Source organism: Adlercreutzia sp. ZJ242 (assembly GCF_011038995.1).
Taxonomy (GTDB): Bacteria; Actinomycetota; Coriobacteriia; order Coriobacteriales; family Eggerthellaceae; genus CAAEEV01.
In genome coordinates this window covers 109,155-123,607 of the sequence record NZ_JAAKEE010000003.1, presented here as the reverse complement: position 1 = coordinate 123,607, position 14,453 = coordinate 109,155, and the positions used below count along the sequence as shown (strand labels likewise).

13 protein-coding genes are annotated in these 14,453 nt (G+C 66.4%); 7 read left to right on the top strand and 6 right to left on the bottom strand.

Going from position 1 to position 14,453, the window contains the following annotated elements; genetic code table 11:
- Positions 1–153: 153 nt before the first annotated feature.
- From G7Y49_RS02050 to G7Y49_RS02020, 7 genes are all read left to right on the top strand, one after another.
- On the top strand, positions 154–1,608 hold the full coding sequence (locus G7Y49_RS02050; RefSeq protein ID WP_165170737.1) for a nicotinate phosphoribosyltransferase: 1,455 nt from the start codon (positions 154–156) through the stop codon (positions 1,606–1,608).
- A gap of 47 nt (positions 1,609–1,655) precedes the next feature.
- A complete protein-coding gene (locus G7Y49_RS02045) occupies positions 1,656–2,558 on the top strand; it encodes a DegV family protein (RefSeq protein WP_165170735.1) in 903 nt (300 codons plus the stop codon).
- Between the two features lie 54 nt (positions 2,559–2,612).
- Positions 2,613–3,539, top strand: a complete 927-nt coding sequence (locus G7Y49_RS02040; RefSeq protein ID WP_165170733.1) for a DegV family protein — start codon at positions 2,613–2,615, stop codon at positions 3,537–3,539.
- A gap of 3 nt (positions 3,540–3,542) precedes the next feature.
- Positions 3,543–4,544: an NAD(P)-binding domain-containing protein gene (locus G7Y49_RS02035; protein WP_165170731.1), complete on the top strand. Its 1,002-nt coding sequence runs from the start codon at positions 3,543–3,545 to the stop codon at positions 4,542–4,544.
- Positions 4,545–4,568: 24 nt separating this feature from the next.
- Positions 4,569–5,630: a radical SAM protein gene (locus tag G7Y49_RS02030; protein ID WP_241157220.1), complete on the top strand. Its 1,062-nt coding sequence runs from the start codon at positions 4,569–4,571 to the stop codon at positions 5,628–5,630.
- Between the two features lie 153 nt (positions 5,631–5,783).
- A complete protein-coding gene (locus G7Y49_RS02025; protein WP_165170729.1) occupies positions 5,784–7,325 on the top strand; it encodes a putative DNA modification/repair radical SAM protein in 1,542 nt (513 codons plus the stop codon).
- Entirely contained in the window at positions 7,325–8,230 is a 906-nt protein-coding gene (locus tag G7Y49_RS02020; RefSeq protein ID WP_165170727.1) for a TIGR03915 family putative DNA repair protein, read from the top strand. Before G7Y49_RS02025 ends, G7Y49_RS02020 begins: the two co-directional genes overlap by 1 nt.
- Positions 8,231–8,847: 617 nt before the next feature.
- On the opposite strand, the gene G7Y49_RS02015 is transcribed toward G7Y49_RS02020, so the two are convergent.
- The 6 genes from G7Y49_RS02015 to G7Y49_RS01990 all read right to left on the bottom strand — a co-directional run bounded on the left by G7Y49_RS02015 (position 8,848) and on the right by G7Y49_RS01990 (position 14,450).
- On the bottom strand, positions 8,848–9,006 hold the full coding sequence (locus G7Y49_RS02015; RefSeq protein WP_165170725.1) for a hypothetical protein: 159 nt from the start codon (positions 9,004–9,006) through the stop codon (positions 8,848–8,850).
- Between the two features lie 6 nt (positions 9,007–9,012).
- Positions 9,013–9,324, bottom strand: a complete 312-nt coding sequence (locus G7Y49_RS02010) for a hypothetical protein (protein WP_165170723.1) — start codon at positions 9,322–9,324, stop codon at positions 9,013–9,015.
- 27 nt (positions 9,325–9,351) lie between these two features.
- Entirely contained in the window at positions 9,352–10,467 is a 1,116-nt protein-coding gene (locus tag G7Y49_RS02005; RefSeq protein ID WP_165170721.1) for an RNA-directed DNA polymerase, read from the bottom strand.
- A 469-nt stretch (positions 10,468–10,936) separates the two neighbouring features.
- Entirely contained in the window at positions 10,937–12,556 is a 1,620-nt protein-coding gene (locus G7Y49_RS02000) for a hypothetical protein (RefSeq protein WP_165170719.1), read from the bottom strand.
- Positions 12,557–12,565: 9 nt separating this feature from the next.
- Positions 12,566–13,495: a hypothetical protein gene (locus tag G7Y49_RS01995; protein ID WP_165170717.1), complete on the bottom strand. Its 930-nt coding sequence runs from the start codon at positions 13,493–13,495 to the stop codon at positions 12,566–12,568.
- Between the two features lie 43 nt (positions 13,496–13,538).
- A complete protein-coding gene (locus G7Y49_RS01990) occupies positions 13,539–14,450 on the bottom strand; it encodes a peptidoglycan-binding protein (protein ID WP_165170715.1) in 912 nt (303 codons plus the stop codon).
- Positions 14,451–14,453 lie beyond the last annotated feature (3 nt).

Here is a 14,453-nt window from a genome sequence, read left to right as displayed (position 1 = left end):
GCCGCCGCAAGCGCGCGCGGCAGCGCCGGCAATGCCAGCGGCAGCGCCGGCGGCGGGCATCGCCGCGCGCGCCGCCGCAGCCACAAGCCGCAGCAGGGCCCGGGGCAGCCCAAGGGACAGGGCCCTGACGGGGGCAAGGGAGGAGCCGAGTAAATGAACACCAGCTACGCGCTTACGACGGACCTGTACCAGATCACCATGGCCCAGGGCTACTGGGACGCGGACCGCGGCGGCGAAGAGGCGTGCTTCACCATGTACTTCCGCGACTACCCCTTCAAGGGGGGCTTCGCGGTGGCGTGTGGCACCGCGCAGCTCGCCGAGCTCATCGAGGGCTACCGCTTCGAGGAGCGCGACATCGCCTACCTGCGCACGCTCGAGGCCCCGGGCGGCGGGCCGCTCTTCAGCGAGGGCTTCCTCTCCTACCTGGCCGACCTGCGCCTCACCTGCGACGTCGACGCAGTGCGCGAGGGCACCATCGTGTTCCCCCACGAGCCCATCGTGCGGGTGACCGGCCCCATCATGCAGTGCCAGCTCCTTGAGACGGCTCTTCTGAACTGCGTGAACTTCCAGACGCTCATCGCCACCAAGGCCGCGCGCGTCTGCCGCGCCGCCGACGGGCGCCCCGTGGCCGAGTTCGGACTGCGCCGCGCGCAGGGCATGGGCGGCCTGTGGGCGAGCCGCGCGGCGGTTGTCGGCGGCTGCGCGTCCACCTCGAACGTCGACGCGGGGCGCCTGTTCGACATCCCCGTGTCGGGCACGCACGCCCACTCGTGGGTGATGTCGTTCCCTGACGAGCTCACGGCGTTCCGCGAGTACGCGCGCATCTTCCCGAGGAACTGCGTGCTTCTGGTCGACTCCTACGACGTCGAGCAGGGCATCCGCAACGCCATCACCGTGGGCCTCGAGATGCGCGAGCGCGGCGAGCGCCTCGCGGGCATCCGCATCGACTCGGGCGACCTGGCGTGGCTCGCGAAGATGGCGCGGCGCATGCTCGACGAGGCGGGGCTTTCCGACTGCGGCATCGTGCTGTCGAACGACTTGGACGAGCACACCATCAAGTCCATCCTCGACGAGGGCGCGCCGGTGTCATCGTGGGGCGTGGGCACCAAGCTCGCGACCGCGTACGACCAGCCCACGCTCGGCGGCGTGTACAAGCTCTCCGCCGTGCGCGAGCCGGGGTGCGACGTCTGGACGCGCCGCCTCAAGATCTCCGAGTCGGCGGCCAAGCTCACCATGCCGGGCGTGCTCGACGTGCGCCGCTACTACCACGACAACGGCAAGATCGCCGGCGACATGGTGTTCGACGTCACGTGCGAGGTCGACCCGCGCGAGGTGATCGTCGACCCCGTTGACGACCTGCGCCAGAAGAAGCTCGCGGGCCTGCGCTTCGAGACGCTCCTGCGCCCGCTCGCGCGCGCGGGCCAGGTGGCGCTCGAGCCCGAGGACCGCTCGGCCATGCAGGCGCGCTCGCGCGCACAGGCCGGCCTCGCCACGCTCGACGAGAGCCAGCTGCGCATGCTCAACCCGCACACCTATCCCGTGGGGCTTGAGTACGGATTGCACGAGCGTCGCCGCGAGCTCGTCGCCGAGCTGCGTGGTATCGTATAGCAAGACGCTTGCCGACGAGGTGAGCGCATGAGGGGAACGGGGGAGCTGTGGTAAAAATCGTCACGGATTCGGTCGCGTCGATTCCCGCCGAGGTGGCGCGCGCGAAGGGCATCGAGGTGGTGTCGATGTTCGTGCACCACAAGGGGCGCGAGTACGTCGACGCCGAGATGGACGTCGATGAGTTCTACCGGGGCATCCACGCCATGGTCGACGACATCCCCACGTCAAGCCAGCCGTCCCAGCAGGTGCTCGAGGACGTGTTCGGGCGCGCCGCCCAGGCGGGCGACGCGGTCCTCGGCGTGTTCATGTCATCGCGCATGTCGGGCACGTTCGAGGGCGCGGTGCGCGTGGCGCGCAGCGTGAAGGCGCGGCACAGGGAGTTCGAGTGCAAGGTCATCGACTCCACGTCGAACAGCTACGACGAGGCGTTCTCCGTGTTCGACGCCGTCGACGTGCGCGACGCGGGGGGAAGCCTCGAGGAGTGCGCGCACGCGGTGGTCAAGGCGTGCGCCTCGTCGCGCTTCCTGTTCACGCCGGCCACGCTGGCCTTCTTGAAGGCGGGCGGGCGCATCGGCGGCGCGGCGGCGCTTCTGGGCAACCTCATCCAGCTCGCGCCCGTGCTCACGGTGTCCGAGGCCGAGGCCACCACGTTCGCCAAGGTGCGCACGCGCAAGAAGGCGCTCGACCGCATGCTGAGGGCGTTCCGGGAGGACGTCGAGGCGCACGGGCTCAAGCGCGTGGTGGTGCACTACATCGGCGAGGCGGCGCCGGCGCTCACGTGGGCGCGCGAGGCCGTGGAGCCCTACCTGGGCCGCGCCGTGGAGGTGCTGCCGGTGAGCCCCGTCATCGGGTGCCACGTGGGGCCCGCCGTGGGCCTCGCCTACGAGTGCAACGCGCCCCTTGCGGGCAAGTACGCGGGAAACACCGCCGACCTGGTGTTCTCCCTCTGACGAAGCGAGCAGGAGCGGACAGAAGTGGACAGAAGCGAACAGGAGCTTGGAAACATGCCGAAATGCAACCTCATCATCGACTCGTGCTGCGACCTTCCGCCCCAGGTGGTCGACCGCGAGGGGGTCTACCTGCTGAAGTTCCCCTACATCCTCGACGGGCAGACCTTCGAGGACGACCTGTTCCAGTCGGTCTCGGCGCCGGAGTTCTACGACGCCATGCGCAAGGGGGCCGAGCCGTCCACCTCGCAGATCTCCATGCCCGTCATCATCGACGCCTTCAACGCCGCCGTCGACAGCGGCATCCCCACGGTGTACCTGGCGTTCACGAGCGGGATGTCCGGCAGCTACGACGTGGCCATGCTCGTGTACGAGCAGGTGCGTGCGGCCCATCCTGACTTCGAGCTCTACGTGGTGGACACGCGCCTGGCGTCGGTGGCCGAGGGCCTGTTCGTCTACGAGGCCGTCAACCAGCGCGAGAAGGGGCTCTCCGCCGCCGAGCTGGCGAGCTGGGCCGAGGAGGCGCGCTGCTTCATCAACGAGGAGTTCATGGTGGAGGACCTCGAGGCGCTGCGCCGCGGCGGGCGCATTCCGGGGTCGGTGGCCGTGGCGGGCTCGGCGCTCGACGTGAAGCCGCTGCTCAACATCGACGCCGACGGCAAGCTGGCGCTCGTGGGCGTGGCGCGCGGGCGCAAGAAGGGCATCAAGCAGCTGGCCGAGTACTTCCAGAAGAACGCGGCGGACAACGGGCCGAGCCGGTACGTGGCCATCGGGCACGCCGACTGCCCGAAGGACGCGCAGCGCCTGAGGGACGCGCTTCTGAAGGTCGACGAGAACATCATGTTCCTGGAGTGCAACATCGGCCCGGTCATCGGCAGTCACGTGGGGCCCGGCATGCTGGCCGTGGTGTTCTGGGGACGGGACAAGCGCGAGAACCTGTCGGTTGCCGACCGCATCGCGCGCCGCGTGAAGGGGGGCAACTAGATCATGGCTCAGTCGTACGCTTACCGCGGGAGCGATGGCCTCATCGACGCGATGGCGGGGCGCCTTGAGGCTGCGGGGCTTGCGCGCGCTTCCGAGGTGGCCGCCGCCGACGTGGTCATCACGTTCTGCACGAGCCAGGGCGCGCTCGAGGACCTCTACTTCGGAGAGGGGGGCGTCATCCAGTCGGCGATGCCCGGCGCGCTGCTCATCGACTTGAGCGCCACTACGCCGAGCTTCGCGCGCGAGATGAGCGCCGTGGCCACGGTGAGCGACCTCGCGCTGGTCGAGGCGCCGCTCGTGGTGGCCGACGTGGCCGCCGCCGACGCGCTCTCGCGCGAGAACGCCGCGTGCTTCGCGGCGGGCGAGGCTGACGCGGTCACGAGGGCGCGGCCCGTGCTCGAGGCGCTGTTCGGGCAGGTGAGCGAAGAGGGCGCGCCGGGATCGGCCCAGCTCGCGCGCGCGGCGTACACGCTGCAGCTCGCGGCGCAGGTCATCGGCGCCGTCGAGGCTGACGCGCTCTTCCGCGCGACGCGCCGCAGCGTCTCGTGCGGCAACGCGGGGGAGGGCGAGCGCCCGGGCGGCGCGTCGCCTGCGGCGGCCCAGGTGCTCGAGGCGGTGGCCGCCGAGCGCTTCACGGGCGCCTACAACGCCGAGATGCTCATGTCCGCGCTGTCCGCGGCCATCATGGCGGCCGACGACGTGGAGCTCATCCTGCCGCAGGCCGAGGCCGCGCTGCACCTGCTCGAGCTTCTGGCCGTGGTGGGCGGCGCCGACAAGTCGCCCGCGGCGCTGTCGCTCGTGTACGGCGACGAGTCCGAGTGCGCCAAGCACGGCCTGGACTGGACGCGCGCCGAGGAGGTCTACGGCGCGGGCAAGCACGACGGCGAGGACGACTACGCCTTCGAGGACGACGGCTGCGGCTGCGGGCACGATCACGAGCACCGCTACGACGACTACGAGGGCTACGACCTCGACGATCCCTACGGCACCTTCTCCAACAACTGAGGCGCGAGGGGGCGCGGACGTCTCATGAGCTCCTTCGATGACGCCGGACCGGGTGCTTGCGCCAGCGCCCGCAGCGCAGCTGCCGCCCTCGGCGACGATACCCTGGGCGCTTGCGGCGCAGCTGCCGCAATCGACGACGGCGACCTCAACCCCTCCGCGTGCGACCTGTGCCCGCGGGCATGCGGCGCGAACCGCGCGGCGGGGGAGCGGGGCGCGTGCGGCGCGGGCGCGGAGGTGCTCGTGGCGCGCGCGGCGCTGCACCTGTGGGAGGAGCCTCCCATCAGCGGCGACAACGGCAGCGGGACCATCTTCTTCGCACACTGCCCGCTGCGCTGCGACTACTGCCAGAACGCGGTGATCGCGCACGGCGCCCTCGGCGCGCCCGCACGCGTGCCCGACCTGGCTGCGATGTGCCTCGACCTCGAGCAGCAGGGCGCGCTCAACGTGAACTTCGTCACGCCCACGCACTACGCCCCCCATGCGCGCGCGGCGGTGCGCCTGGCCCGCGTACGCGGCCTGGCGCTTCCCATCGTGTGGAACACGAGCGGGTACGAGACCGCGCGCGCCATCCGCGACAACGCGAACGAGGTGGACGTGTACCTCACCGACTTCAAGTACGCTGACGCGTCCCTCGGCGCGCGCTACTCGCACGTGCCCGACTACCCTGAGCGGGCGACGGAGGCGCTCGACGCCATGGTGCGCGCCGTGGGCGCGCCGGCGTACGACGAGTACCGCGGGCAGGAGCGCATGACGCGCGGCGTGGTGGTGCGCCACCTCATCCTGCCGGGGCACCTGGACGACTCCAAGCGCGTGGTGCAGACGGTGCACGAGCGCTACGGCGCCGACGTGCGCCTCTCCATCATGAACCAGTACACGCCCGTGGTGGCGACGGCTGCGCAGGCGGGCGACGCGCGGGCGCGCCGCGTGCTCGCGCGCTGCCCCGAGCTGGCGTGCCGCGTGCCCGACGAGGAGTACGAGGAGCTGCTCGACTTCGCCGACGCCCTCGGCGTGCCCGACTACTTCTGGCAGGAGGGCGGCGCCTGCGAGGAGAGCTTCATCCCGGAGTTCTCCGGCACGGGCGCCTAGGCTTCCGCGACGGCATTTCCCGAGCAGCTTGCGACCACCTCCTCCGCGCATCTTCCGAGCCTCCCTTTCCCTTGACAGGCGAATGTCCGTTCGATATTATAGCAAACAAACATTCGCAAGAACAGATGTTTCGCTATTCAGGAGGCCAGGCCCATGAACGTCGCCGACAAGCTCGAGATCCTCGCCGACGCGGCCAAGTACGACGTGGCTTGCACCTCCTCGGGCGTCGACCGCGCGGGGAAGAAGGGGCGGCTCGGCGCGGCGTCGTCAGCGGGCTGCTGCCACAGCTTCACCGCCGACGGCCGCTGCATTACGCTGCTCAAGGTGCTCATGACCAACGTGTGCGTGTTCGACTGCGCCTACTGCTCGAGCCGCGCGAGCAACGAGGGAGTGGTGCGCACGTGCTTCAAGCCGCGCGAGCTGGCCGACCTCACCATCGGGTTCTACCGCCGCAACTACATCGAGGGGCTGTTCCTCAGCTCGGGCGTCATGCGCAACCCCGACTTCACCTCCGAGCTCATGATCCAGACGCTCGAGATACTGCGGGGCGAGTACGGCTTTCGCGGGTACATCCACGCCAAGGCGGTGCCGGGCACCTCACCTGAGCTCATCACCCGCCTCGGGCATCTGGCCGACCGCATGTCGGTGAACCTCGAGCTGCCCTCGAGCGAGAGCCTTGCGCTGCTTGCCCCGCAGAAGTCGAAGCGCGCCATCTTGGCTCCCATGCGGCAGATCAGCGAGTCCATCGCGGAGGACGTCGAGTCGCGCGCGCTCGTGCGGCGGCGCACCACCGTGTACATGGCGAGCAGTCGCCCGCGCGCGGCGGCGCGCGCCTTCGTGCCCGCCGGGCAGTCAACCCAGATGATCATCGGCGCCTCGCCCGAGAGCGACTACCAGATCCTGAGCCTGTCGGCCGCGCTCTACCGCTCGCTCTCACTCAAGCGCGTGTTCTTCAGCGCGTATCTGCCCGTGAACGAAGACGCGCGGCTTCCCTCCACCGACGCCATCCAGCTCAACCGCGAGCACCGCCTCTACCAGGCCGACTGGCTCATGCGCTTCTACGGGTTCGAGGTGGGCGAGGTGATCGACGAGGCGCATCCGTTCCTCGCCACCGACGTTGACCCGAAGGCGAACTGGGCCCTGAACAACCTGGACTTGTTCCCCGTCGAGGTGAACACCGCGCCGTTCGAGACGCTCCTGCGCGTGCCGGGCATCGGCGTGCGCGGCGCCAAGCTCATCGTGCGCGCGCGTCGCCAGTCGACGCTGCGCGAGGACGAGCTGCGCCGCCTCGGCGTGGCCTACAAGCGCGCCCGCTACTTCATCACGTGCAACGGCACGTACGCGGGCGCCGGCGTCGAGTTCTCGCGCGAGTCGCTGCACGCGGCGCTTGCGGCCCCCATCCAGGGCGGGCGGCACGGCAGGCGTGCCGACAGGGCGCTTCCCGGCCAGATGAGCCTGTTCGACTCCGTGAGCACGCCCGAGAAGGAGCGCGCGCTCGGGCGGGGGCGCGCCGCGCAGGAGAACCGGGCGCTCGCGGGCGCGGAGACGGGCGCGGGCATGGTGGCGGGCACGGCAGCGGCCGGCAGGTCGGGCGGCGGCAGCGGCGCAGGCGTCACGAGGGGAGCGGCCGCGCAGGAGCGCCGGGCGCTCGCGGGTGCGCGGCGCGCGAAGCCGACGGTGGAGGCGCTGTTCTGATGCCCGCGCAGCCTGAGGTATACGACGAGGTGGCCTACGTCTACGACGGGACGCTCGAAGGCCTGCTCTCGGCGATCTTCGCGGCCTACGCCAACCATGAGGACCCTTCCGACGTCGTGCGCGAGGGCGTCATGCAGCCGCGGCTGGCGCAGCGCCTAGCGCGCATCGAGACGGACGTCGCGCACGCCGACCGCGTGCGCCGCGGGCTGTGCCGGGCATGCGGGCACCAGGCGTTCAGCGCCGTGAGGAAAGCGGCGCTCTCCGCGCGCGAGGACGCGGGAACCGCCGCGTACCGCTTCGTCCGCTACGCCATGGACAGCCAGAAGAAGCGCGACTGCACGCGCTGCCGCAAGCGCGCGACGTGCTCGGGCGCGCAGGGGAGGGGGCCGTGCCCCAAGCAGCGCGGGCGCGCCCTGTCCGACGTCACGCACCCGGCGGTCGAGCCGCTGTTCAGGATAGCGCGCGCGGTTGACCAGGAGTGCGAGCACATGCGCCAGTTCATCCGCTTCGAGCACCTCAGGTCGGACGAGGCGGACGTGTGGTTCGCGCGCTGCAACCCGCGCGACAGCGTGGTCCCGCTGGTCATGGGGCACTTCGTCGAGCGCTTCAGCATACAGCCCTTCATCATCTACGACGAGAACCACCACCTCGCCGGCGTCTTCGACGGGAGCACGTGGTACCTCGTCCGCACCAACGACCCCGCCACGTCGCTGCTCGAGCTCCCCGGCCACGCGGCCGACGAGGCGGCGATGCAGCAGGCGTGGAAGCGCTTCTACCGCACGGTGGCCGTGGAGTCGCGCTACAACCCCGAGCTCCGCCGGCACTTCATGCCCAAGCGCTTCTGGAGGAACCTCACCGAGATGCAGGAGGACCCCCAAGCTCTCGCCGTAAGCGCGCGCCGCTAGGGCGCCTTGGGGGAAGTCCTCGCCGCAGAAAGACGCGAAACGGTAAAGGGAGATTAGCGTTTTGATGACAAAAATATGAGGGATATGCGCGCGGACGTGCGACGTTCGTCACCCGCGCAAGCGTCGAGGCGCGCATCGCCGAGCGTCCGAAGGCGGGAAGGCCGCGCAAGGAGATAGCGAGGGCTTGAGAAGCGCTCAGGGAAGGCCCTCGCGCAAAAAAGCGGGCCACCTCGGGCGACCCGCTTCGCTTTATGGAGCCGGTGACAGGAATCGAACCCGCAACCCACTGATTACATAATCACTCGGTTCTTCACAACTGCTTGCTATAATCAAACCATCCGTCGGGGTCGTTTCGGACGTAAGTCCAAGGGAGCCATTTTGGCTAGCACGAGGCACCCGACTGACCTTCCCAGTATTCCTAACAGCTGCGCTCGAGGCCATCTACGAGTATCGCGCTTAGAACATGGCGCTTGGACGAAACTGCTTTACTTCGCTCTTGCCGAGAAGCAAGAGGACCCGGCGCCTTCGCGACGCCGGGCCCTCGATCAACTGGTGGAGCGAAGTTTCGAATATGCGAACTGCACTGTATCGTCTCGACAGCGCATTCGCCCTTCTGATCACTCTGTCGACGCGCCGCTGATGACAAGCGCATCTTGGCAGCGCTTCCTGTCAGATTCGTTGAGCAGAGCGATCACGCCGTCACGATACCTCTCAGGCACGTCGAGAATGGTGATCTTCCTGTTCACGATCCTCGACGCATACAGCTTCTCTCTCATGATCTGTTACTCCTCTCCGAGCACCACGGCCATGGTCGCGTCAATCAGCTCCTCGACGCTTGACAAGCGCTCCTCGAACGGCGTGGCCTCTTTTTCGGCCTTGACCCAAAGCGCGTCGAAGTTCGCCTCCACGTCCTCGAATGGAAGCGTCGTGCGCGTCATGGCCTCGTCGGCCGTCCAGAACTCGCGGTCCTCGCCCTCGGGGGCGTCCGCGACGTTCTTCTCGATGTTCTCGTGCAGGTAGACGACGGCGGTGCCGTCGCATTGCGGATGGTAGGTGAACCGCTCAAGCGGCTCTGAACTGTAGGTTCTCTCCATCAAGCACCTTCTTTCTCAGGCAATGTCTTACAAAGCAATTGCGAAATAAAGCGTCGTTGCCGTGGCTTTCTTATTCTTGGCGGACGCTGAAATAACTCGACAGCATTCGGCCACCAGCGCGCCCAATCGGTTCGCGTCGCGGAAGCCGCGCGTCGCCGTGACTTTGAAATACCCCCAGTACGAGACTATGCGAGCCGCTATGTGGGGCGTGATGCACTTGGCGCGGCTTGCCCGCATGATCGCCCTGCGGGCTCGCAGGAATATGCCGGCGCGTATCGTCGTCTTACCCCGCCTGAACACATATCCCACCATGTCTATCGGCTCGCAGTCGATGTGGCAGACCTTCCACGGCTTGACCATCACGTGCAACACGCGCTCGACGAATTTCTGCACCTTTCGCACCGCTGACTTCAAGTTCGCCTTGTCATGCCCCACGAACAGCCAGTCGTCCATATAGGTCAGCACGTGGTCTGCCAGCTTCTCGCGTTTGTCGGGATTGCCCCTGCGGCCCTTCCGAATGCGGAACAGCTCGCAGGCGTAGCGATAGGCTCCTGACAGGTAGTAGTTGGCAAGGTACTGGGAGAGGTAGCTGCCTATGTTCAAGCCGACCCTGTGGGTCGACACCAGCGCCTCGATGAGCCATACCAAGTCGTCGTTGCGCACGTCGCGTTCGAGCATCGAGAACAGAACTTCGCGATCCACGCTCGGATAGAACTTCCTGATGTCTATCTTGGCGTATACCGTCTCGCGGGCGTCGCGCACCCACTTCTCGATGTAGCGCCTCGCGTGCTTCTGTCCCTTGCCGCGAACGCTCGCGCACTGATGGTAGCCCACCTTCGCCTCGAAAAGCTCGCTTAGGGCAAGGACGCACACGTAGTCAAGGAACTGCTGCATTGCCGATGCCCTGCCTATGAGCCTGGTCTTGCCGTTGGTCGGCTCCGTACGCTCGAAGTACGTGATAGGAGGCAGCCTCAAGGCGCGATGCTCAACCATGCTCCTCACCTCAGCGAACAGCACGTCTTTGGGCATCGCGAAGAACTCGTGGAACTCGGCCCTGTTCCTGTTGCCCTTCGAGAACTCGCCGTAGGCGAGCTCAAGGTGCTCGTCTCCCATTATCCTCACCCCCTTGCAGTACGTCTTCATCTCTCACCTTCCCGCCCGCAGAACCCCACCTCTGGGGACTTGGCTCCCGTTCGCGTGCGCTACTAGGGAGCTGGGCAAATAGCCGATTTCGGTCAGTTGACCGTGGCGAAGCCCTCCACGTTCAAGGAGGGTGAACGTAACCTGAGAGAAAGAGTTCTTCTCCCCAGATGAGCGCCCGCCGATGTTCCAGTTCGCGTTCGACAAGGCGTTGTTCGAGTTCACACAGCCAACGCCCGCATTCGCGCCATTGTTCAGGTTGCCGCCCACGAGCGGAAACAAAAGCGAGCTGAGCGGTCACGTTCCCCACGGGAAAACACGATAGGTTTTTTTTTGTCGGCATGTCAAGGGGCGCGCGCGCCGCGATCCTTGACCTACTTCTCGGAGATGCTGAATCTGCCCGATAGGTTCGAGGGCTTCGCCCTCTTTACAGGGGGCTATCGCCCCCTCTTTTCCTTCGGAAAATTCACCCCTATTCGGCTGGCGCCGAATGCCCAACTGCAGAGGAGCGCCCGCCGAAGTGCCAGGTCGCGCTCGACAAGGCGTTGTACGAGAGCACACAGCCAACGCCCGCATGCGCGCCAGTGTACAGGGGGCCGCCCACGAAGGTAGCACGGTCTCCCGCAGAGGCCGAGGGATACCATGCGGTGCGGTACCCGGTCGTGGAGGTACCTGCTACGTTCTCGGGCACGCGCGCGCCCTTCTCCGTGACGTAGTCCTTGATGTAGCGCCAGTTGTTGATCTGGCCCGTCGTCTTCTGGTCGAGCGCCGTCCAGCCAGCCCCGGCGTTGATGCCGGTGCACGCTGATATGTCGGGCGCGATGCGCCACAGGTGCGTTGCCTCAGTCTCTTCGACCGTCGCTGTTGAGTACATGTTCACAAGCGTCTCGTAAAGCCCCAGATTCCACTCGACGTTTTGGAACTTGAACGGCATGCGGCCGTTCGTCAGGCCAGCAGCCGTCATGGAGCCGAACGTGCCCAAGACGCCGTCGCAGGAGCCGTTTCGCCAAGGCATCGTCTTCACGGTGGCCGTGGCCGGAATGTCGACGTTCGCCGAGAGGTCGAGGTTGACTGCGGTTGTGCCGTCTCCCTGCGCTACCTTGGAGAGCACCTTCGCTGACTTCGCAATGTTGTGCAGCACGACCTGGTAGCGATCTGTCGTGGCCGCGCTGCCGTCGCCAATGGATACGGAGCTGCCAACTAGGATGTTCGACGCCTGGGCATCGGTCAGGAGCACGCGCTTGACGCCCTCTTCGGCTGCCGCGACCGTGTACTGGAAGTCGTAGGACACGCAGCCGACAGCCTTCTCCCTCGGAGCCTTAACTCCGAGCATGAGCGACATGAAATCCTCCTGGTAGGTAATATCACCATAAGTGAGATAGGTGAGGCCGTCAGATGATCGGTTCTTCGACCAGCTGAAGTCGTTGGACATGCAATGCTGTACGCGGTTGTCCACCACGCCGCCGTACCATGCCCCGGGCACGGTGCCGCTCTTTGAGTCCATCGTCCCATCCGAATCCATGTAGCAAGCGCGCAGGATGTACGGGCGAAGCTTGCCGTCTGCCGTGTACGCTCCGTAGCACGGCTTGAACCCCGTTCGCGGCGTGTCGGTGTACTCGCAATGGTCGTAGCTGGCATCCCTCGTGACTCTGTAGTAGTAGACCGCCGTGAGCGCGTAGGTGTTGTACAGCTTCTCGTTGAAACGGTCGTCATAACCCTCGATTGCCGTGACATAGGGCATGCCGTCAGCGTCGACGCCGCCGTTCACGCGCACGCAGCAGAACAGCAGCTTGCCGTCGTAGTCGTTGCGGCCGGCCGATGTCTCCGTGGACTCTTCGAGCACGAGGCCGGCGTTCGCCCCCGTTTTGATGGCGGTCGTTACGGGCGAGTAGGCGTAGCGCGGGATCTGCACGCCGTACACGAGGCCGTCCGCCATGAGGGACAGCCAGTCGCCCAGGTTGTCATAGCGGCCCGTCTCGGCGTTGTAGTGAGGCTTCGCCGCACTCGGATTGCCTATGAGGGTGGCGAAGCGCCTCAGCATCTTGTCGAGCGTGCCGGCGGTAACCAGGTCGCTCTCGTTGTATTCAGCCATGTCTCCTCCTTACTCGAAAATGTCGTCAATTATCGAAATGCCCTCAGCATCGCTGAGCACGCCGTTCTCTCGGCCGACGACGATGACCGACGCCATGTCGTCGACGATGGCGATTCCCTGCTCGTCGCTGATGACCGATGCGCCAGTTCCTGCCGATTGGGCGATGATGTCCTTGCACTCGTCCGACAAGTTGTCGTACTGAACCACGAAGCCGTTGAGGAACGCCTCGGCCTCGTCTGCGGCGGTATTGGCTCTGCCTGACGCATCGTTTGCTCTGGTAGTGGCAGCTTCTGTGGCCGTGCGAGCGATGTTCGCGTTGGCGGCCGCCGCATTAGCCGCGTCTGCCGCCGTGTTCGCCTTTCCGGCGGCGGTGTCGGCTGCACTCGCGGCGTTGTTCGCGGCTGTGGCAGCGCCCTCAACGCGGGAAGCCGCCAGATTCGCGGATTCGGCTGCTTCGTCAGCGCTGCTGGCAGCTGTCCTGCAGCTGGATGCAGTGTCGTTGGCCGCCTTGGCTGCGTTGCTGGCAGACGACGCCGCGTTGTTCGCGGCGGTGCCCGCAGTTCTCGCACTTGCAGCCGCATCGTTTGCCGCCTTCGCGGCGTTGTTCGCCGCTGTCGTTGCGCTGTTGGCGTTCGTCGTAGCCGTATTGGCGCGCGCAGTCGCCGTGTTCGCGTTAGCGGTGGCCGTGTTCGCCGCAGTCGTCGCCTTGCCCACGTTCGACGTGAGCTCTTCTATGAGCTCTTCGTTTGCGTTCGCTATGTTCTCGACCATGTCCTCGAACGTCGCTATTCGCTTGACTGTTCCTGCCGCGAAGCAGATGTAGGCTGCCCGTCCGTCGCTCGCCGACGCATCGCCGGACAAGACTATTGCCCACTCTCCTGGCAGAAGGCGTGTAGGGTCGAACTTGCTGAAAACGCCTCGTCTGTGCTGGATTGCCATTTCTTGCCTCCTCTCTGCCAGCTACGGCATTCGATGGCCTTCGTCAGAAGATCCCCGCGTTCAGGCGACGTTGCAGCTCTTTCACGCATGAGCTCGGAGAGCTGATCACCCCGTCGACGGGAGTCCCCAGACAGGCTTGCAGTTTGCTGAACGTCTCATCGCCCGCGATGCCGTCAACACGCGCACCGACCTTGCGTTGAAGCGCGCGGACGACCACGCTGCCCTCGCGGGTGCTTCGGTGCCATTCCCAGGAGCCCGAGTCGAGCCCCGGGTTATTCGCCTTGTATCCGACGTATTGGTCTGACACGATGCCGTCGACGGGAGTGCCGAGCGCCCTTTGCAGGGCTGCGGTGGTGAGCCTGCCCCAGTAACCATCTACCTCAAGGTCTCCTGCAGCCGCTGGTGGCGTGTTGGTCGCAGGCTTCGAGACGACGGCTGTGCCGCCGCGATCTTTCCAGCAAAGGCGACCGTGCCACGGGTAGCTGTAGTAAGCGCGGAAGTTGCTCTCGCGAGCCGTCTGGTCGCCCTTCCTCCCGCCGTGCACGGTGCCCTTCTCGTTGATGCTGAACTGACACAGCATGTCAGGGCTGTCATTGGTGCACATGGCCGTGTGGCTCGCTTCGTTGAGGTAGATGTCGCCGCGCTTGGCTGGACGGTTCACGGCCATGGGAACCCATTCGAAAAGCCCGGTCTTCATCAGGCACGAGCGCATGTTGCCCGTGTAGGTCGCGCCGTGAACGTCGACGCCCACGGCCTTCAGCGCCGAGATGATGCCAGATGAGCAGTCGCGGTCGCCGTTGGCGACCTGCGCCTCGGAGCCATCGGAAAGAGTGACGGTCTCGTATGTGCCGTCACCCCAGCGCGCATCCCAGGTGTAGCCGTGACCGCCGTCGCCGTCGTGACGGCACAAGTGCTCCATCACCTGCGCGAAGCGCTCGTAAAGCGGAAGAGGCATAGT